Source organism: Streptomyces sp. NPDC058877, assembly GCF_042742855.1.
GTDB lineage: Bacteria > Actinomycetota > Actinomycetes > Streptomycetales > Streptomycetaceae > Streptomyces.
Genome location: NZ_JBHYMF010000047.1, coordinates 23,248 through 44,429 on the forward strand (window position 1 = coordinate 23,248; position 21,182 = coordinate 44,429).

Here is a 21,182-nt window from a genome sequence, read left to right on the forward strand (position 1 = left end):
CGTCGGCCTTCTTGACGCCCCCCATCGCGACCTTTTTCACTGCGACGGGCTTGGGCTGCTTCGGATCCGGTAGCTGTGGACCACCATCCGAACTTGCGGCCGCCGCGGCGCCGGGAAGTATCCCGGCCAAAATTGCGGCAGTCAGGAACACATGCAGGCCGGGCCTGCGGATGTGTCTCATTCATACCCCCTAGAGAAATGCCTTACCGAGGAAAGACGCCGGAAGGTTAACAGGTGCCCGATGAGGTATTTCTCTTTTTTGCGCGCAAAAGGGGGCCTAGGGTTCCCAGAGGTTAAAACCATGGCGAAGTGGATCAGTCGGGGTGAACTGGATTCAGGGTCGATATCTCCTCGGTAAGCAGGGTTTGGCGGTTGGTGCTGTCAGCCGGGGAGATACAGTCCAGGGGATTGTCGCTCATCAAGGGGGTATGTGTGTCTGAAGGAAGACGGTTGCTGTCCGAAATAAGATGGCATCACGACACGCCAGGAAAATATGGTCTGGTCGCGCGAGGGATTTCCTTCGCACTCGCGGGGGCGCTCTCCACGTCCGGGATCCTCGCGCTTCCCGGGATGGCGCCCACTGCCGTGGCCGTGGCGTCCGACCCCGTGGCCGACGGCTCCAAGTCCGAGGAGGACTACGCGCTCGAACAGGCGGCGGCTACCGGCCAGCCATACGAGCTCGTCTCGGCCCGCACCGAATCGACGGACACCTGGGCCCTGCCGGACGGGATGTGGTCGGTCAAGCGCTACGGCACGCCGGTACGGCTGCTCCAAGACGGTGCCTGGGTTCCCACGGATCCCACTCTGGTGTTCACCACGTCAGGGACGGTCACCCCGAAGGCGTCCACCGTCGACGTGATCTTCTCAGGCGGCGGCACCGGGCCGCTCCTGACCGGCGTCAAGGACGGCCGTTCGCTGTCACTGACCTGGCCCAAGCCGCTGCCCACCCCGACCCTGGCCGAGAACGTGGCGACCTACGCCGAGGTCCTGCCGGGCGTCGACCTCCAGCTCAAGGCGGAGATCGAGGGCTTCTCCCAGCTCCTGGTCGTCAAGACCCCCGACGCGGCCAAGAATCCCGAGCTGGCCGCGCTCAAGTACAAGCTGGACACCATCGGCCTGAACGTGCGCACCGATGCCGACACCGGCAGCGTGAGCGCGGTGAACCCGGCCGGCCAGACCGTCTTCACCAGCCCCTCGCCGCTGATGTGGGACTCCACCACCGCCACCAGCGGTTCGGGTGCGACGACCATGATGCAGACCTCGTACGCCGCCACGACGACAGAGACCGAGGGGGCGACCCCGGCTCCGGCCGACGTCTTCGAGCCGGCGCCAGGTGCGCAGGACGCCCAGATGCCGACCACGGTCACCGGGGACACCCTGGAGATCAAGCCGGACCAGGAGCTGCTGACCAGCGCGGACACGCAGTACCCGGTTTACATCGACCCGTCCTGGGCCTGGGGTGAGAAGCAGAACTGGACCCGGGTTTACAAGCAGTACCCGACGACTTCGTTCTGGAACACCAAGGACCCGATCCGGGTCGGCTACGAGGCCGAGAGTGGCGGTTCGAACCGCGTGTCCCGGTCGTTCGTCCAGCTCGACACCAGTGACACCAAGTATGCGCAGGTCAAGAGCTCGGTCTTCCGGATCCGCAACACTTGGTCCTGGTCCTGCCAGGATCGCCCGGTCGAGCTCTGGCGCACCACCGGCATCTCCAAGCAGACCACGTGGACCAAGCAGCCCCAGAAGAAGGCGAAACTCGCCACTGTCGACGACGCCAAGGGCTGGAGCAAGGATTGCGCGGCCGGCAACCTCGAGTTCGACACCACGTCCGCGATCCGCGACGCGGCCGCCGGCGGATGGTCCAACATCACCTTCGGTCTGTACGCCTCGGACGAGACCGACACCTTCGCCTGGAAGAAGTTCGACCCCAAGACGGCCATCCTGGAGACTGTCTACAACAACCCGCCGAAGACCCCGAAGGGCCTGGGCACCAACCCGAGGACCTCGTGCGCGGCCGGCGGACTGATCGGCAACACCCGGGTCAGCCTGTACGCAACCTTCGACGACAAGGACGGTGGCAACCTCACCGCAGAGTTCCAGCTGTTCAAGGACGGCGCAACTACGCCGACGAAGACGGTGGCCCTGCCCGCCAACAAGGGCAGGGTCACCACCTGGGCGGTCCCCGATGCCGACCTGCCAACCGGCGACTGGACCTGGAAGGCGCGCACAAAGGACCAGGACAACGCGTACTCCGGCTGGTCGTCGACCTGTAAGTTCACCATCGACCGGACCCGGCCGAGCAAGCCGCCGGTGATCGCCTCGACGCTGTTCCCCAACGGTGAGAACGGCTGGCCCGCCGTGACCGGAAAGGCCCGCCAGACCGGCCAGTTCACCTTCGACCCCAACAGCGTCGCCGACGTGGCCCACTACGTCTGGTGGACCGACTACAACCCCGACCCGAGCGAGACGGCGCCCGGCGTCGCGGCCTCCGTGACCCCTCCCGGCTACGGCCCGCACTTCGTCTACGCGTACAGCGTCGACAAGGCCGGCAACCGCTCCGACACGGCCACGTACGTCTACTACGCCACGCGCTCGCATACCCGTGACCTGCCGGCGGATCTCAACGGCGACAACAACAGCGACATCTGGAACGTCGACTCCAACGGCACCCTGCTGACCTACGCGGGGCAGGGCAACGGCACCTTCGCCGCGGCCACCAACGGCGGCAAGTACTTCACCGGTGCCGACGTCGAGTCCCGCGGGGACTGGCAGCAGGACGGCTACAACGACCTGGTCGCCCTGGAGTACGACGAGGTCGACAAGAAGAAGAAGCTCTGGACCTACCCGAACAACGGCCGCGGTGTCATCAATGGCGGTCCCACCGAGCTCACGGTCTCCTGCCCCGTGAAGAACGAGGAGCTCGGCTGCTTCGGTGACGACGAGAGCTGGACCGGCGACGACCACTGGTACAACGCCGAGCAGATCATCGCGCCGGGTGACATCAACGGTGACACCCAGCCCGACCTGCTGGTCAAGCAGGGCAAGTTCCTGTGGGCGTACTACGGCAACCGGGCCACGTACGACCTGGACCTCGGCAACACGCGGTCACCGGTGCTCGTGGGCGAGGGCGACTGGGACAAGTTCACCGTGATCGCCCCCGGCGACGTCAACGGTGACAACGTGGCCGACCTGTGGATGCGTGAAGACGCCACGGGCGACATCTACCGCTCGTACGGTCAGAAGGGCGCGAAGGGGTACCTCGACCCGACGACCTGGGGCAACACGGCGGGCCGGGTGAAGATCGCGGTCGGCTACCAGGCCTATGCGTACCCGGCGATCGGGTCCGTCGGCGATGTCAGCGGCGACGGCATCGCGGACCTGTGGGCCCGCAAGACCGACAACACGATGCTCGGCTGGTACGGCAAGATCCCCGGCACCGACAACAAGTCCTTCGGCGCCGCTTTTGTCATCGACGGCATCGCCGGCGGCGCGCGGATCCCCACCGGCACCACCCTGGCCGCCGGGCAGTCCGTGTCCTCGCGGTCGGCCAAGCTGACGATGCAGAACGACGGCAACCTCGTCATCACCTCCGTCACCGGCAAGGTCCTGTGGTCCACCAAGACCGCGGGCAATACCGGCGCCACCGCCCACATGCGCGGCGACGGCAACCTCGTGGTCCTCAAGGCGGACGGCACCACCGTCGCCTGGGAGTCGAAGACATCTGCCGCCGGCGGCTACGCGCTCCTGCAGGACCGCGGCGACCTGGTGGTCTTCAATGTGAAGAGCCAGTCGCTCTGGTCGAGCGGATCGTCGATCCGGCACGACTACAACGCCGACGGCCGCAGCGATATGGCCGACTGGTACGACTTCGGTGCCGGCGACGACGCGCTCCACACCTTCGCGACCAACTCGGACGGCACCTTCGCCCATCCGGTGCAGGCCTGGCACGTCGCCGCCGGTAACTACTACGCCGGAAATATGAAGCGGGTCACGGGCGACTTCAACGGCGACGGTATCGGCGACGCCGCCTCCGTCTACGGCTACTCCGACGGCTCGGTCGCGCTCATCACCTGGCTCGGCAAGGGGAACGGCACGTTCAACGCACCCGTCAAGTCCTGGAAGGTAGCGCCGGGGCAGTGGACGTTCTCCCGGATGACGCCGTACAGCGGTGACTTCAACGGCGACGGCCGGGACGACGTGGCTGTTTGGTACGACTACGCCAACGGTGATGACACCATCTTCACCTTCACCGCCACGGTCAACGGCACCTTCAACAACCCGGTGAACTACTGGACCGGCGTCAACAGCTGGGAGCAGTCCCGCGCCAAGACCGTCACCGGTGACTTCAACGGCGACGGCAGGGACGACCTCGCAGCCTTCTACGGCTACTCGAACGGCGACGAGAAGATCTGGACGTTCACCGCGACGGCCAACAACACGTTCGTGCCGGTGGCCTCGTGGTACGCCAGGACGTGGGGAGACTGGGCCCGTACGTCCTTCCACGCGGGCGACTTCAACGGCGACGGCCGGGACGACGTGGCCGCCTGGTACGACTACGTGGACGGTCACGACGCGATCATTGCCTTCCCGAGCAATGCCAATGGGACCTTCACCTCGACGTACGAGGCGTGGTCGACGCCCGCAGGCAACATGACGCGGGCCAACGTCAAGCTCGTCACCGGCGACTTCAACGGCGATGGATTCGATGACTTCGGCGGCTTCTACGGGTACAGCGACGGCAGCGTCAGGACGTTTACCTGGACAGGCAAGGGCGACGGCAAGCTGAACGGCACCGTGGCCGGCTGGTACGCACCGGCTGGGAACTGGACCTACTCCCGGGTCTACTTCCTGGAGCAGCAGCTCTCGATCCAGTAATCCGGTCGGTCCACTGGTCCCGAGTAGTACTCGGGACCAGTGGGGGAGAAGATCCCTGCTCGTGGCCGAAGGCAAGCTGAATGTCAGTACCGGTACCAGCGGTTCCTGGGCCTGGACCGACTCGGAGACGAAGGCGAGGGCCGACACGCAGGCCATCACGAAGACCTGGGATGCCAAGAAGGGGATCGCGCAGGGCTGTCACCCAGCGGGGTCTTGTCGGTCTACACGACGGCGTACCGCCATCTTGACGGTCGGACCACGACCAAGACCTGGGGGACCTTCGACGTGACCACCTGGAAGCCCGTGACCTACTCGAAGATCCCTTCGAATCGGATCGCTTTCGATGCGAAGCAGACCCTCGGGGTACAGCCACGATGAGAAGCCTCATGCGCGCAACTGCGGTTCCTCTGGCGCTGGGCCTGCTCCCCGGGTGCGGCGCTGGTGTCGAGAAGCCGCCTGCTATCAGGCCCACCGGTTCGGCCTCGAGCGTCTCGCCTTCGACCATGCCGCCGACGGCCGACCGGACCGCTGAGCTGAGGCAGGTGAGCACCCCACCGAGGCAGGGAGCTCCGAAGTCGTGACCAGACAGGATTCTGCGACGTTCCTCTGGGAGACCCCCAAACGTCGTCTGTACCTGGCGGAAGCGGCGGCATCCGGCGCGGACAACAACCGGAGGTGCGGTGACCCGTCCACGGTCGACTGGAAGCCCGGCGCGCGCGTCACGCCCGTGCTCGGCCCCGGCACAACTCACGAGGCATGGATGGTCGTGCTCCTCACGGAGCGCGGGGCACGGATCACGTCTGTCACGTCCCGCGGCAAGAGCGTGGCATCGACGTTCGTCAGGAACCCGGCATCCGGGTCGGGCGGCCGGGCGTGTACTACGTCCAGCTGGCCGAACTTGCGGTCGGTGATCTTGAGGTGACGCTCCAGGTCGCCGGCCTTCGCGAGGTCGAACGACTGACCTTCTCGTAGCGTCAGCTCCCCGGAAGTCCCGAAGGGTGGCGGGGGCGTTTTCGGACGCCCCCGCCATTGCATGTGTGCGGTGGCGGCAGGCGACCCCGCTTAGCCAACGTTCTTGAGTGTGCGAAGCAGGTGACGCTAGGTTCGCCCGTCTCATCGATGCGGCCATCGCGCGGCCACAGGAGCGAAGACGAGCCGCCCTGACTACGGAGCGACGGAGCAGGTGGCCTGGTGTCCTGCTGGTGGCAGGACTCAGGCAGCGGGCGAAATCGCAGGGAACCTGAGCCAGTCGTGAAGGACAGGGCCGAGGTGCGGTCTCACCTGTGGCGTTTGGAGAATCGGGAAACACGTTTCGAGGCTCTGAGGAAGAGCCGCTCTGACCTGGGGATTCGTCGTTCTAGGCACATCCTACGAAGGCGGGGCTTGCCGAAAACCGTGCCGGAAACCCCAGTGGGGGATGCCGGGCGGAGTAAGGCAAACGCCATGGTCAGACCTCCGTCAGGGATCCTGTCGGGTGGGTCCGGAGGGACACTTTCCCGGGCAGGTGCCCTGAAGGCCGACTGACCGCTGACAGCCTAGCGGATAGGGGTTACCGAGGTCTCCTCCGTTGTCGCTGTGCACGGCTATGTGTTGCTGCAGGCCTCTTGACCTGCACTTTCCTGGTGGAGTGTGTGGAGGTGTGGCTCGGCGTGGTCGAGTGTCGGCGGTGCGGGGCGAGGAGGCGTGTCCGTTCTGGTGGGTAGTTCCCGTTGTCGTCACGCGCGGCTGCGACGCATGCCTTCGCGTCGCCCCACACGCCGCACGGGGCGACGCTCACCCCACTGGACACCAGCTGTGACGGCCAGGTGCTCTTCACCCGTGGTCACCCGTCGACCGACGTCTTCCCCGAGGTCACCGGGGGCGTAAGCCCGAGCCCGGACACCTGTGACACCAGCCGGTGGAATCGGCCCCGGGGACCCCCTGGAAGGGCGGAGGTGATGAAGGAGGCGACGTCCGTCCGCCCGGCGGCACGGGGGACGCCAAGCCGCCTGCGCCCGCACGGCCACTCCTGACAAGGACGACTGCACCACGGAGAAGCAAGGGGAAACGCACCTGCCCTGCACCGTCGGTTCTCAGTGGCGGCCGCTTTCGCGACGCCGCCCTGACCGCCTGCACCGCTCGGCGCGAAGGCGACGCACCGCAGGGCTCCCGGTCCACCGACGCACCCGCACCGTCCGCTCCGGACCGGTCCCACCCACGACCGTCCACGTCCGCGACGCCCCCTCCTGGGACGGCGACCACGAAATTGCCATCGGCATTGCCATCGGCCGCGGACTGGCTGGACCGGGCCGTGCTGGCCGGCCAGGCGCCGAGACGGGGAGACAGCGAGGTGATCGCACCCGGTTACCGGAGGGACGACTTCCTGACCGGTCCCGCCGTGCGAGGGGAGATCCCCCTCGGCACACCGCGGCCGATCGATGCGGCGGGAACGTACCAGCTGGTCGTGGCCGGCGGAGGGATTGCCGAGAACTCCTGACCGCGTGCCGGTCCGGTCCCTTCCGCAGCCGGGCCGGCGGCACGAGCGCTCACGGATCGATGCCCGTGCACGAAACCGAGGCCGTGTCGTGGCTCCGCCTCGGTGGCCCCGCCTCGGGGGCTCCGTCGCCCGCAGGGGTGCCTTCCGTTCCTCGGAGGACACCCGGTGCCCCGGCTTTTCCCCCGACTTTCCGGTGCACGAAGTCTGACCCGGTCGCCGTCGTATGTGTGCTCGACGGATCGAATTCGATCATTTGGTCCGGGGGCAGCATCCTGACTGTTCGTCACCATCCGCTCTCTGGTAGTTGTTTGAGCGGGGTACGGGCATGCGCTCGTGGCGGTGTTCCCCGGCACCGCAGGGAGGACGCAGATGAGCACCACCACTCGGGACGAGATCCTCGCCGGCGAACAGCGGGCGGTGGATCACGCGTACGACTGTTACACCGCGAAACTTGCCGAACTGAGCGGCACTTCGGCCGCCACCGCCTCGGCGAGCGGCAAGGACGGAATCGCCAACCGGGCCGATGCGGAGGCCCGTGCGGAGGCCTACGGCGGGCTCGGCGACGAGGCCCTGGTCTTCGCTCGCGTCGACGCCCCGGAGGAACCGGGAGGAGAGCCCCGGCCGTGGTACATCGGGCGCCGTGGGGTCAAGGACGACGCGAACGATCCGGTCGTCCTGCTGTGGACCAGCCCCCTGGCGAAGAAGTGGATCGAGGCCCGGCCCGAGGACCCGGACGAGGTGGTCCTGCGCCGACAACTCCGCTGCGTACAGCGGATCGTCGAGGGCTACTTCGACGAGATATCCCCGACGGAGCACGCCACCGCTCCCGCGCCACCGGGCGGACCCGAGCCCGCCGCCGTACCGCGGCCCCGGCGGCCCGTCGACGAGGACGCGCCGGGAGAAGGGGAAACGGAGGTTCCCCCCGTCCCGGAACGCACGCCGGTGCCCACCCCCGGCGACGTCGTACGGTGGCAGCGGCGGAAGCCGCTCCAGCCCGACGACTTCCTGCTGCGGGAGCTCCAGCGGTCCCGCCGCGGCCGGATGCGGGACATCGTCGAGACCATCCGGCGCGACCAGATGGAACTGGTCACCGGTTCGCCCTCGGACATCCTCGTCGTGCAGGGCGGTCCCGGTACCGGCAAGTCGGCGGTCGGTCTGCACCGAGTGACCTGGCTCGTCAACAACGAGCACTTCAAGGCCCAGGACATCCTGGTCATCGGCCCGCACCAGCGCTTCCTCGACTACGTCGGGCAGGTCCTGCCCACCCTCGGCACCCGGGACGTCAACGCCGTCCAGCTGGACCGGCTGTGGGAGGGCGAGGTCCTCGGCACCGACTCCTCGAAGGCGCGCCTGGTGAAGTCGGACGACCGCATGGCGGCCGTGCTGCGACGCCGCGTCGAGAGCGACTACCGCCCCGAGGCCCTCGACGCCCTCACCGTCGAGCCCTCCTTCGAGGGCGATGAGCCCGCGATCGTCGTCACCGCCGGCAGTACGACCCTGCGCGTGCCGAAGCCCGAGGTACTCGCCCTCCTCGACCGGGCCCACGCCGGCGACGGACCCTTCCGGGAGCGGCGCGACCGCTTCCGGGGCCTCCTGGTCGACCGGCTTCTGCAGGAGCTCGCCGACATCGCACCGCGCCGCGGACAGACCGGCACCATCCGCCGGGATCTGGAGCGCCACCGCCGGGTCGAGCGCCTCCTCGAACGGGTCTGGCCGTCCCCCGGGCCCCGGGAGGCCCTGCGCAGCCTCTACGACTCGGCCGACCTCCTGCGGGACTGCGCCGCCGACATCCTCGACGAGGACGAGCAGGCAGCCCTGCTGCGGGCCCGCGCCGCCAGCGCCGACGCCGACCCGTGGACCCTCGACGACCGCGTCTGCCTGGAGGAGCTCCGGGTGCTGATCAGCGGGGACACCCCGCCGCGGTACGGCCACATCGTCGTCGACGAGGCCCAGGACCTCACGCCCATGCAGGCCCGCTCCCTGCGGCGGCGCCGTGCCGCGGGCGGCTCCATGACCGTCCTGGGCGACCTCGCGCAGGCGACGGGCGCCCACCTCCCGACGAGCTGGGACCTGCTCGGCGCGCTCCTCTCCGACCACGGCGACTGGAGCGTGGCCCGGCTCGACACCAGCTACCGCGTCCCCGCCGAGATCATGGAGTTCGTCGCCCCTCTCGCCCGGACGGTCGCCCCGGACCTGCCGTACCCGCGGGCCGTCCGCGAGGTCGGGGCGGGCGCCGTGCGGACCGTGGCCACCGAACCGTGGCGGCTGCTCGACGACACCGTCGCCCACGTGGCCCGCCTCGTGCACACCAGCGACGGCAGCACCCCCCGCTCCGTGGCCGTCGTCGTCCCCGACGACTCGGACTGGCTGGACGCGATCGGCCGCCGGATCGACGGGGGCGACGACATCGCCGCGCAGGACCGCGAGACCGTGTCCGTGCTGGCCGCCAACCAGGCCAAGGGCATGGAGTACGACCACGTCCTGGTCGTCGAACCCGCCACCATCGCCGACCGCGGCCCCGCCGGGCTGCGCCAGTTGTACGTGGCCCTCACCCGCAGCACCCAGAGCCTCACCGTCCTGCACACCACCCCCCTGCCGGAGGCGCTCACCGGAGCCGGAGCCGGAGCCGGGGACGGGGACGGTGCGGTGCCGGCGGCGTCCGACGCCCGACCGGAGGGCGGCGGGACCGGAAGGCTGCCCCGGGTCGGCACCGACATCAGGGTCGAGGTCATGGAGCGGACCCCGGGGGGCCGCTACCAGGTCAAGCCGCTGTCCCCGGTGATCGACCGGCCGCTCGTCCTCACCGTCCGCCACGGCTCGGTCCCCCCGCGCCGCGGCGAAGAACTGGACTGCTGGGTGTTCGCCAACGAGACCGGCCAGACGGTGCTCACCGCCGACCGGCGCGGCCGGTCGCCGATCTCGGAACGGATGGCGGGACGCTACCTGACGGCACTGGACGTACTCGCCGAACTGGTCGGCGGCGAGGGCGAGGTGCCCGACGCCCACGGTCGTCTCTCCGAGCTCCAGGGCATGGCCAACCGCATCCTCCGACGGGACCAGGCCGACTGGGTCGACGTGCTCCACCTCTTCGGCGAACCCGACCGGGAACGGCTGGGGATCCTCCGCGACCTCGCCGCGACCACCCACCGCGCCCTCAAGGAAGGCACTTTCGACACCGGCCGGCTTGCGGAACAGCTGGCGGCTTCCGCTTGGGCGGGTCCGCTCGCCGAAGCGCGGCGACGGCTCCAGGAGCGATTCGCCCCCACCACCGAGGAACCGGACTCCCGCACCACGGCTCCTGCCGCCCCCCAGACACTCGAACAGAAGGAAGACGCCCAGATGACCACTGTGGACGAGATCTCCGTCCGGCCGGCGACCGGACGGGACGACGTGCTGCGCACGCTGGAGGCGGCTGCCGGGGCCGACCGGACGTGCAAGAAGCACGAGGCGGTCCGCCACGCACTGAAGGCGTCCCTCCTCTGGGCCGACCTCCAGCCGACCGACTCGACGGTCGTCGACGTCAGTTGTGCCACCGGGCGGGGCCTCTTCCTCTACGAGGTCCTGGGCGCCGGACGCTCCACCTACGCGGGGCTCCGGGAGGGGGCGACCCGACTCCTGGAGATCAACCACACGCTGCCCGAACGGGCCGACGGCCTCTACCTCGTGCTCCCCGAACCGCCCGCCGAGGAATGGTCCGCGGACATGATCCGCGACGTCTTCCACGTCCATGTGATCTGGCGGGACCCGGCCGGTTGGGGCGGTGAGAACGCGGAGGTGGCGGTGGGATCCGCCGGGGCGTAGCCCCCGACGGGAGAACCTGGCGCCCCGGCCTCTGCAACACGCCCCGCCGGTACGCCCGAAGGGAACCGGACGGGGCGGAGGGGGACGGCTCCCCGGACGGCGAGCGGTGGCTCGGGGACCTCGCCGGAGCGCTCGCGGACCGACTGGGCTGAGCGGGGGGCCGCTCCCGCACCGGCCTCCGGGTTCCCCCCGTCCGGCTGCGGCCTTCGGGGGCGTCCCGGTCGCGGTGGGCGGAACCACCGGCCGGGCCGGGTGGTCGTCGTCACCACGACGGACGCGGACCGCTGGCCTAGGGTGGCTGCGCGGGTGTCCAGCGGGTGTCCAAGGGGAGGGTGTGGAGATGGTTGGTGGGGTCGAGCGGCTGACGGCCGTCGGGGCGCCCTTCGCCGTCGAGGACGGCGTCTTCGTCGGCGGGCCGCAGACCCTGCGGGAGTTCGTCGAGGTGACCTGGGCCTACGGGGACCGGCCGTTCCTCGTGTCCGAGGGCGTGCGGATGGGCTACCGGGAGTTCTTCGACGCTTCCTGCGGGCTCGCGCGCCGGCTCGTCGGGAAGTACGGCTTGCGGCCCGGGGACCGGGCTGTCGTGGCCATGCGCAACCTGCCCGAGTGGCACGTCGCCTTCTGGGCCGCGCAGCTCGCCGGGCTCGTCGCGGTGCCGCTCAACGCCTGGTGGACCGAGGAGGAGTTCGCGTACGCGCTCGACGACTGCGCGCCCGGGGTGCTGCTGGTCGACGGGGAGCGGCTCGGGCGGGTGCGGGAGTGGGCCGTGCGGAACGCCGTGCCCGGGATCGTCTTCGGGGACGGGGCGGCCCCGGGGGAGGGGACCGCCGGGTTCGTCGCGTACGTGCCGGACACCGATCCGGTGCCGGGTCCGCCCGCCGTCGACGTCCTGCCCGAGCAGGACGCCACCATCATGTACACCTCCGGCACCACCGGGCGTCCCAAGGGGGCCGTCGCCACCCACCGTGCGCAGGTCGGCGCCGCCATGAACCCGCGGTACTTCGCCGCCGCGGCGGCCCTGGCGCGCGGGGAGGTGCCAGGGACCGGGCCGGCGCCGGTCTCGCTGACCACGTTCCCGTTCTTCCACGTCGCCGCCTTCACGTCCTTCTACGCCGTCATGGCGGCCGGCGGGACCCTGGTGATGATGAGCAAGTGGGATGCGGGGCGGGCCCTCGAACTGATCCGAGAGGAGTCGGTCACCCACTTCGCCGGGGTGCCGACCACGGCGCTCCAACTCCTCGACCTGGCCCGGAGCACCGGTGATCCGCTGCAGAGCCTCACGCTCCTCAGCACCGGTGGCGCCGCCGCCCCGCCGGGGATCGTCGGGGGGCTCGTCGACGGCTACGGCGAGCGGATCGAGCCGCGCAACGGCTACGGGCTGACCGAGACGTGCGGCGGGGTGCTGTCGAACGTGGGGGCCGAGTACCGGTCGCACCCCGAGAGCGTCGGGCGGCCCTCGCCGGTGACCGGGGTGCGGATCGAGCGGCCCGACGCGGAGGGCGTGGGGGAGCTGTGCTTGCGCGGGCAGTCGTTGGTCCGCGGGTACTGGGGGGACGCGGAGGCGACCCGTGCCGCCTTCACCGAGGACGGCTGGTTCCGGACCGGTGACCTCGCCCGGGTCGACGGGGCCGGGCGGGTCAGCATCGTCGACCGGCTCACGGACATGGTGATCCGTGGCGGGGAGAACGTGTACTGCGTCGAGGTCGAGAGCGTGCTGCACCGGCACCCGGCCGTCCTGGACGCGGCCGTGCTGGGCGTTCCGCATCCGCTGCTCGGGGAGGAGGTCGTGGCCGTCGTGCGGCTGCGGCCCGGGGCGGTGGTCGGGGGCGAGGAGTTGCGGGCCCACGTGGGTGCGCGGCTCGCCGCCTTCAAGGTGCCGGTCCGGGTCCTGTTGCGGGAGGCCGAGCTGCCCCGGAACCCGACGGGAAAGCTCCTCAAGCGGGAGCTCAGGAACCTGTTCGGCGGCTGACCCGGTGCCGACCGGCGGGCCGGTGCGGACCGCCGGGCCGGGCCCGACGTGGACCCGCGGGCCCGGCGCCCCCGGGGATGTGCCGGCTCAGCGCCGGCCTCGGTGTCGGCCTCAGTGCCGGCCTCGGTGTCGGCCTCAGCGTCGGGTGATGCGGACCCGGTAGGTCCCCGACGGGTCCTCGTCGACCACCGTGATCCGGATGCCGTTGGTGCGGTCGATGAAGGTCTCGCCGGGGCCGTAGGGGGCGTCCGAAAGCTCCGCGTGCACATTGGCCCGGCGGGTGCAGCCGCCGCTGGCCCGCTCGCTGTCGGCGACGGTCACCGGGCCGTGGCCGGTGTCCACGTCGGAGTCCACCCGGTAGACGAGGACGCCCTGCTCGCAGACGGCCTCGTCGTTGCCGCCCTTGCTGCGGACCTCCACCGCGTATCCGGAGGTCTCGGAGAGCGGGACGAAGGCGAGCTTGGGACCGCCGGGGAGCGCGAGCGGGGTCAGGCTGTAGTCGCCCGTGCCGGGGTCGGAGGCGCAGCTGACCTGGTCGTTGTCGAGCCAGCCCAGCTTCCACTTGTGCCAGCCGAGGAGGTCGTTGTTGGCGCCCCAGTCCTCGGACATGATGTCCCAGTGGCCGACCGTGCCGCCGCCGTCCGCGGTGTAGAGGTCGGGCAGGCCGAAGACGTGGCCGTTCTCGTGCGGCAGGACGCGGTAGCCGGTTTCGGCGAAGCTGCCGGAGCCGTCGTCCTGGCGGCTGTAGACGAAGGACGTGTTGGCGAGCGGCACGCCGTCGGCGTAGGGGGCGTCGTCGTTGCCGGAGAAGGTCACCGACAGGACGGTGTCGAGGGCGGAGGGCCCTGCGTTGGGCGTGACCAGGACGTTGACCAGGTCGTACGCGCTGAAGTCGACGCGAGGGTCGGCGGTCTTCACGATGTCCTCGACGAGGGCGCGGTATCCCGGCTCGTACGGGGATCCGCGCTCGATGCCGTACGCGGAGAACGCCTGGGGCATCCGCAGCCAATCGGGCACCGGGGCCTCGGCCTGGTAGTGCAGGCGTCCGTACGAGCTGACGCGGAACCAGTCGGCGGTCTGCGGGAAGAACTCGCGGAAGCGGCCCATGGCGGTGCCCTCGCCGGGGGCGTCCGGGAAGTCGATCATCAGGTTGAGGGCCCTGACGAGGCCGGTGGAGCGCACGTATCCGGGGGCCGTGGGCAGGCCCTCCGACATCTGCACCCCCATCGTGGTGGAGATGCGGCACGGCCCCAGCTGGGCGCCGCTCGGCGCGGCGGCCACTGGGCCCGCCGAGGCGGGGGCCGGCCCGGGAAGGGTGGTGCTCGCGGAGGCGAGCAGGGTGAGGGAGAGCGCCGTGGTCGCCGCCAGGGCGACGGGTCTGCGTATCCGTCGGCGGGGGTGCTGCATGCGTCGCCTCTCCGGTGGGGGAAGGTCGGCGGCACGACCTCTGCGGCGGGTCCGCGCCGTGCGGCGGTCCGCGCCGTGCGATCAGCCTGTGACGGAGGGGCCGGGTGCGCGCGCCGGGTGGCCCGATCGTGGGTACCCGACGGACCCCGGAGCTTGTGATGCGGCTCACAGGGAGGGTGGGAAATAACCGGGGACTCAGTCCCCGTTTACGCCTGTGTTCAACGAAGTGGGGATTCCTTCCCCGGATGACCCGTCCGAGTGAGTGTTGAGGAGGCCGTGGCGTGACCAGCACCGCAGACACCGCGCCCGCCCGCCGCGTACCCCGACCGCGGGCCGATGCCCTGCGCAACCGCGAGCGGATCGTGACGGCGGCCCGCGAGATGTTCGTCGAGTTCGGCTCCCAGGTGCCGTACGACGAGATCGCGCGCCGGGCCGGCGTCGGGAACGCCACCCTCTACCGGAACTTCCCCGAGCGGGACGGCCTCGTCCACGAGGTCGTCCTCTCGATCATGGCCCGTCTCGTCGAACTCGCCGAGCGGGCCGTCGCGGAGGAGGACGACACCTTCGCCGCCCTCCGCCGCTTCGCCTTCGGCGCCGCCGACGAGCGTGTCGGAGCCCTGTGTCCGATGCTCGACGGGGCCTTCGACAAGGACCACCCCGACCTGATCGCCGAACGCGAGCGCCTGGAGGAGGCCGTCCAGGGCCTCGTCGGGCGCGCGCAGCGGGCCGGCCGGCTCCGCGCCGACGTCGGGGCCGGCGACCTGATGGTCGCGGTCTCCCAGCTGACCCGGCCGCTGCCCGGATCGGGCTGCGGGACCTTCGCCCCGTTCGTCCGCCGTCACCTCCAGCTGTTCCTCGACGGCCTGGAAGCACCCGCCCGCTCCGAACTGCCGGGAACGGCCGCGACCCTGGAGGACCTGAGGCGAGACTCCTGCTCCTCCTCCTGAGCACCGCCCGGGGGCGTCCGGCCCCCGACCCGACGTGCACCACCCGCACTCCCCCGCACCCCCTTCTGCCCGTACGCGCCAAGAGGTGGCTCCACCCATGCCGAAAGTCCCCGACAACACCCTGACCGTGCCGGATCCCGGCCGCTGGAAAGCGCTGGTCTTCATCGCCCTCGCCCAGCTGATGGTCGTGCTCGACGCGACGATCGTGAACATCGCCCTGCCCTCCGCCCAGCAGGACCTCGGGATCTCGGACGGCAACCGGCAGTGGGTCATCACCGCCTACGCCCTCGCCTTCGGCGGCCTGCTCCTCTTCGGCGGTCGCATCGCCGACCTGTGGGGCCGCAAGCGGACCTTCGTCACCGGTCTGATCGGCTTCGCCGCCGCCTCCGCCCTCGGCGGGGCCGCCACCGGCGAGGCGACGATGCTCGGCGCCCGCGCGCTCCAGGGCGCCTTCGGCGCGCTCCTCGCGCCCGCCGCGCTCTCGCTGCTCGCCGTGACCTTCACCGACGCCAAGGAGCGCGCGAAGGCCTTCGGCATCTACGGCGCGATCGCCGGCGGCGGCGGCGCCGTGGGCCTGATCCTCGGCGGTTTCCTGACCCAGTACCTGAACTGGCGCTGGACCTTCTTCGTCAACATCCCGTTCGCCGTGGTCGCCGCCGTCGGCGCGTACCTCGTCGTCCGCGAGCCGGCGGGGGGCCGCAACCGCTCCGCGCTCGACATCCCCGGAGTGGTCCTGTCGACCCTGGGCCTCGTCGCGCTCGTCTACGGCTTCACCCGCGCCGAGTCGGACGGCTGGACCGATGCCGGCACCGTCGGCCTCTTCGTCGGCTCCGTGGTCCTGCTCGTCGCCTTCGTGCTCACCGAGGCGCGGGTGAAGTCCCCGCTGCTGCCGCTGCGGGTCCTGACCGACCGCAACCGCGGCGGCGTCTACCTGTCGCTCGGTCTCGCCGTCATCGCGATGTTCGGCCTGTTCCTCTTCCTGACGTACTACCTCCAGGTCGTGAAGGGGTACTCGCCGCTCAAGACGGGCTTCGCCTTCCTGCCGATGATCGCGGGCATGATCGTGGGCTCCACCCAGATCGGCACCCGGCTGATGACGCGCGTCCCGCCCCGGTTCCTGATGGCCCCCGGCTTCCTGACGGCCGGCGTCGGCATGCTGCTCCTCACCCAGCTGGAGATCGGCACCTCGTACGCCGGTCTGATCCTGCCGGCACAGCTGCTGCTCGGCCTGGGCATGGGCACCGCGTTCATGCCGGCCATGTCGCTGGCGACGCTCGGCGTGGACCCGCGCGACGCCGGTGTGGCCTCCGCGATGGTCAACACCTCGCAGCAGGTCGGCGGTGCCATCGGCACGGCCCTGCTGAACACGATCGCCGCCTCGGCCACCACCGCGTACCTGACCGACCACGCCGCCGGCGCGACCACCCCGGCAGCGCAGCAACTGCTCCAGCTCCAGGGCATGGTCGAGGGCTATGCCGCGGCCATCTGGTGGGCGGTCGGCATCCTGGCCCTCTCGGCCACGATCGCCTTCGTGCTCGTCAACACCGGCCGGCCCGGGGGCGGCATGGTGGCCGGGTCCGGTGCGGGCGCGGAGGACGAGGTGAGGGTGCCGGTCGTCGCCCACTGACCGGAGTCCACGGACGACCTGCCCTGGTTCCGCGCGTTCAGCGGAGCCAGGGCAGGTCCGCGTCCGCGTCCGTGGGTTCGAGTCCCGCGGCCATCAGGCGCATGATCTCGCCGAGCTGTTCCACCTGCTCGCGGGAGAGCCGGTCGAAGAGGGCTTGGCGCACGGCCGTCACGTGACCGGGGGCGTTCTGTCGGAGGACTTCGACCCCCTCGTCGGTCAGCCGGGCGAACTGGCCGCGTTTGTCGGAGGGGCACTCCTCGCGCCGCACCCAGCCGTTCTTCTCCAGCCGGGCGATCGCATGGGAGAGGCGGGAGCGGGTGATCTTGGCGCTCTTGGCCAGTTCCGTCATCCGGAGCCGACGGCGCGGCGCCTGGGAGAGCTGGACGAGCAGTCCGTAGTAGACGTGCGGCATTCCGGCGTCGCGCTGTAGCTGGCGGTCGAGATGGTCCTCCAGGAGCGTGGTGGCGTGCAGGTACGCGCGCCAGACGTGCTGCTCCTCGTCGGTGAGCCAGCGGGGTTCGGTGGTGTCTCCCATGGCCCCATCGTACGACTCGTGCTTGAAAGTTGAACTATGTCGCGCTACGGTGGACCTGTTAGCTTGAAGCTTCAAGTATGGGGAGGGCGGTCACCATGAACGCCACGCCGGAAACGGACGCCACGCGGGCACGCATGCCCGCGCTCTACCTCTCCCACGGCGCCCCGCCGCTCGCCGACGACCCGATCTGGCCCGGTCAGCTCGCCGCCTGGTCCGCGGACCTGCCCCGCCCCACCGCGGTCCTCATGGTCTCGGCCCACTGGGAAGAGGCCCCGCTCGCGCTCGGCGCCACCGAGACCCTCCCGCTCGTCCACGACTTCTGGGGCTTCCCCGAGCACTACTACCGCGTCCAGTACGCGGCCCCCGGCGCCCCGCGGCTCGCCGAGGCCGTCCGCAAACTGCTCCGCGCACCCGGCACCCCCGTGCAGGACGTCCCGGACCGGGGGCTCGACCACGGCGCCTACGTACCGCTCGTCGAGATGTACCCCGCCGCCGACGTCCCGGTGCTGCAGATCTCCCTCCCCACCCTCGACCCCCGCCGCCTCATGGACATCGGGCGCAAGCTCGCCCCGCTGCGCGACGAGGGCGTCCTGATCGTCGGCAGCGGCTTCTTCACCCACAACCTCGCTGCCCTCCGGCACACCGGCCCCGGCGTCCCCGGCTGGTCCGCGGAGTTCGACGCCTGGGGGAGCGAGGCGCTCGCCGCCCGCGACGTCGACGCCCTCCTCGACTTCGCACACGCCTCGCCCGCCGGCCGTCTCGCCCATCCCCGCACCGAACACTTCGCCCCGCTCTTCGTCACCCTGGGCGCGGCGGACGCGACCGGGGACCTCGACGCGGAGCGGTCGGTGATCGACGGCTTCTGGATGGGGCTGGCCAAGCGGTCCGTCCAGTTCGGCTGACCGCTGCGGCGGTCGGCTCCGCACGGCGGCCGGGGTGTCGTGGAGCGGTTGGGGTGCCGTGGGGCGGGGCCCCGGACGGGGAAGCGCCGGGGAGGTCCGTCCCGTTCGGGTCGATCCGCTACGCCAGCGGGGGGTTCAGCTCCACCGAACGGACCGCGGCGGCCAGGGCCGGCCGGTCGCCGACGTCGAGCGCCGCGTCGGTGAACTTGATCGTGTGGTCGTCGCCGTGCACGGCCGCCCGCTCGAAGACCTCCTCGGCGGTGAGCGTCGTCTCCCGGTACGGGGCGGCTTCGCGCGGCGCGTAGGCCGCCGTCACCGCCGCTGCCGCCGTCCAGGCCGCCCGCACGCTCGGTGCCCACAGTGCGCGGGGGAGTGCGGGCAGGGTCCGCAGGACCGCATTGGGTGCGGTCGCCGCGTGCACCAGCATGACCGGCTCGCCGTGACCGTGCGACGCGTAGCGGTGCGTCGCCGCCGCCACCAGCTCGGTCAGCAGCGCCTCCGCCGCGTCCGGGTCCGTCGTTCCGCCCCACCGGGGGAGCGCCGTCAGCCGGGCGAGCCGCTCCCGGATCCCGCCCTTCTGCTCCGGTACCGGTGGTACGGCGTCGAGGGCACCCCGTGCGGAAGGTGCCCCGTCCAGCGGCACCAGCGGCACCAGCGGCTGGTGGCGGGCCGCCCAGTAGCCGAGGGCGTGGGCCAGCTCGGCGCGGCGCGGGGCCGTCTCCCCGGCGGACGTCAGCAGGGTCCGTACGGCGTGGCCGGTGCGGATCACCGGATGCGTCGCTCCGCCCGCGATGCCGGGCAGCAGCCGGGGCCACCACTCGGCGAGGACCGGGCGCCAGGGCCGCTCGGCCAGCTCGTCCACGAAGAAGCGGGTCCAGTCGGTGATCCGGGTCGGGTCGCCGAGCGCCTCGCGCCAGCTGCCCGCCGTGATCGGGAGGCGTGCGGGCGGTGGTTCCTCCAGCTTGGCCGCGTAGCGGTCCAGCCAGCGGTGCACGGTCGGGGCCTGGCCGTGGTGGACCAGGGCCTCGACGGCCATGGGGGCGTGGTTGGTGAGCCAGCCGTTGCGTTCGGGGCCGGTGGCGTGGAGCCGGCCGAGGGCCTCGTCGAGGATGCCGGTGGTGTCGGTCATGGGGCGACGCTAGGCCGGGCCGCGGCGCCGGCGGAACGGGCCCGGGACCTAGTCCTCCGGTCCGGGGGACCGGGCCCCGGGACCGAAGGCGGACCCGGCCCGGGCGGGCGGCGGGAGTCCTCTCCCGGGCGAGAGGGGATCCGCTTCCGGGGGAGAGGGGGTGCGGGCGGGCAACCACACGGGGCGCCGGCGCGTCTGAGGGGGTGGCGCCGCACGTGAGGGCGGTCTCACCGACAGTGTGGTCGTGGACCCCGCCGTGGGCGCCCGGGCCACCCGCCGCGCCCGGTCTGACCTGCACCTCCGCAGGTCCCCGTGGCACGCCCGTGCGGACGGAAGTCGCGCAGGATACTGCATGATCGCGAAAATCCATGCGCCTGGTGGGAATTCTGTCCTGATTCCAGTCGTTGTTTCCGTCGGATGCAGGGCACCCGGAAGGGTGTCGCGACCTACTCAGCAAGGGAGCACGCATGGCAACCCGTGCCGTCGCCCGTCGTCAGACCTCCGCCCAGAGCGGGGCCGCACGGGCAAGCAGCGTTCGCGCCGTGGGCGGGGAGATCGCCGACCGCGACCTGGTCGGCATGTACCTCGACGAGATCGCGCGCACGCCCCTGCTCGACGCCGCCAAGGAGGTCGAGCTCTCCCAGACGATCGAGGCCGGCGTCTACGCCCAGCAGATACTCGACGGGGAGATCGAGAGCGAGGCGGGCGGAGCGACCCGCGAGGAGCTCGAAGCGCTGGTCGCCGAGGGCGAGCGTGCCAAGGACCTCTTCATCAAGTCCAACCTGCGGCTCGTGGTGGCCGTCGCCCGGCGCTATCCGCGCAGCGGGCTGCCGCTGCTCGACCTGATCCAGGAGGGGAACGCCGGCCTGGTGCGCGCGGTCGAGAAGTTCGACTACGCGAAGGGCTTCAAGTTCTCCACGTACGCCACGTGGTGGATCCGCCAGGCCATCACCCGGTCCATCGCCGACCAGTCCCGGACCATCCGGCTCCCCGTCCACCTGGTGGAGGAGTTGGGGCGGATCCGTCGGGTGCAGCGCGAGTTCAACCGCGAGCACGGGCGTGAGCCGGAGCCCGCGGAGGTCGCGGAGGAGCTCGGCTCGACGGCGGAGCGGGTCACGGACGTCCTGGACTGGGCGCGGGACCCGGTCTCCCTGAACATGTCGGTGGACGACGAGGGCGAGACCCAGTTCGGCGACCTGCTGGAGGACACCTCGGCGATCTCCCCGGAGCAGTCGGTCCTCACCCTGCTGCGCAGCGAGGAGCTGGACGACCTGATCGACAAGCTCGACCACCGCACGGCGTCCATCATTCGGATGCGGTACGGCATCGAGGACGGTCGCGAGCGGACGCTGACGGAGGTCGGCAAGCAGCACGGCCTGACCCGCGAGCGGATCCGTCAGATCGAGAAGCACGCCCTGCTCGAACTGAAGAAGATGGCCCACGACACCGGCTTCGACGCGGTGGCCTGAGGAAGCCGCACGGCGGCCCCGCAGGGGCCCGGGACCTCCCGGGCC

General features: G+C 70.9%; 10 protein-coding genes. 7 read left to right on the forward strand and 3 right to left on the reverse strand.

The genetic code is table 11. The features are described 5' to 3' along the window. Positions 1–570: 570 nt before the first annotated feature. From ACFW2Y_RS14085 to ACFW2Y_RS14095, 3 genes are all read left to right on the forward strand, one after another. On the forward strand, positions 571–4,875 hold the full coding sequence (locus ACFW2Y_RS14085; protein WP_384877643.1) for an FG-GAP-like repeat-containing protein: 4,305 nt from the start codon (positions 571–573) through the stop codon (positions 4,873–4,875). A 2,845-nt stretch (positions 4,876–7,720) separates the two neighbouring features. Further along, entirely contained in the window at positions 7,721–11,152 is a 3,432-nt protein-coding gene (locus ACFW2Y_RS14090) for a HelD family protein (protein WP_384877646.1), read from the forward strand. Positions 11,153–11,492: 340 nt separating this feature from the next. Then, complete coding sequence (locus ACFW2Y_RS14095) at positions 11,493–13,121, forward strand: class I adenylate-forming enzyme family protein (RefSeq protein ID WP_384877669.1); 1,629 nt, start codon at positions 11,493–11,495, stop codon at positions 13,119–13,121. A 135-nt stretch (positions 13,122–13,256) separates the two neighbouring features. Here the strand turns inward: ACFW2Y_RS14095 and ACFW2Y_RS14100 are convergent, their stop codons facing one another. After that, entirely contained in the window at positions 13,257–14,528 is a 1,272-nt protein-coding gene (locus ACFW2Y_RS14100) for a M6 family metalloprotease domain-containing protein (RefSeq protein WP_384877649.1), read from the reverse strand. A 281-nt stretch (positions 14,529–14,809) separates the two neighbouring features. Between ACFW2Y_RS14100 and ACFW2Y_RS14105 the strand changes: the two genes are divergently transcribed. After that, positions 14,810–15,475: a TetR/AcrR family transcriptional regulator gene (locus ACFW2Y_RS14105; RefSeq protein WP_384877652.1), complete on the forward strand. Its 666-nt coding sequence runs from the start codon at positions 14,810–14,812 to the stop codon at positions 15,473–15,475. A 97-nt stretch (positions 15,476–15,572) separates the two neighbouring features. Beyond that, positions 15,573–17,102 (forward strand): MFS transporter, encoded by a 1,530-nt coding sequence (locus tag ACFW2Y_RS14110; protein WP_384877655.1) that lies wholly within the window; start codon positions 15,573–15,575, stop codon positions 17,100–17,102. Positions 17,103–17,139: 37 nt separating this feature from the next. Here ACFW2Y_RS14110 and ACFW2Y_RS14115 read toward each other — a convergent pair whose 3' ends face one another. Further along, a complete protein-coding gene (locus tag ACFW2Y_RS14115; RefSeq protein ID WP_384877657.1) occupies positions 17,140–17,637 on the reverse strand; it encodes a MarR family winged helix-turn-helix transcriptional regulator in 498 nt (165 codons plus the stop codon). Positions 17,638–17,732: 95 nt separating this feature from the next. Here ACFW2Y_RS14115 and ACFW2Y_RS14120 point away from each other — a divergent pair, with 95 nt between their 5' ends. Beyond that, a complete protein-coding gene (locus ACFW2Y_RS14120; protein ID WP_384877660.1) occupies positions 17,733–18,539 on the forward strand; it encodes a dioxygenase in 807 nt (268 codons plus the stop codon). A 118-nt stretch (positions 18,540–18,657) separates the two neighbouring features. Here the strand turns inward: ACFW2Y_RS14120 and ACFW2Y_RS14125 are convergent, their stop codons facing one another. Continuing rightward, positions 18,658–19,668 carry a questin oxidase family protein gene (locus tag ACFW2Y_RS14125; protein ID WP_384877663.1) on the reverse strand — a complete coding sequence of 337 codons (1,011 nt, stop codon included), beginning with the start codon at positions 19,666–19,668 and terminating at the stop codon, positions 18,658–18,660. 467 nt (positions 19,669–20,135) lie between these two features. On the opposite strand from ACFW2Y_RS14125, the gene ACFW2Y_RS14130 reads away from it, so the two are divergent. Beyond that, a complete protein-coding gene (locus ACFW2Y_RS14130; RefSeq protein ID WP_384877666.1) occupies positions 20,136–21,137 on the forward strand; it encodes a sigma-70 family RNA polymerase sigma factor in 1,002 nt (333 codons plus the stop codon). Positions 21,138–21,182 lie beyond the last annotated feature (45 nt).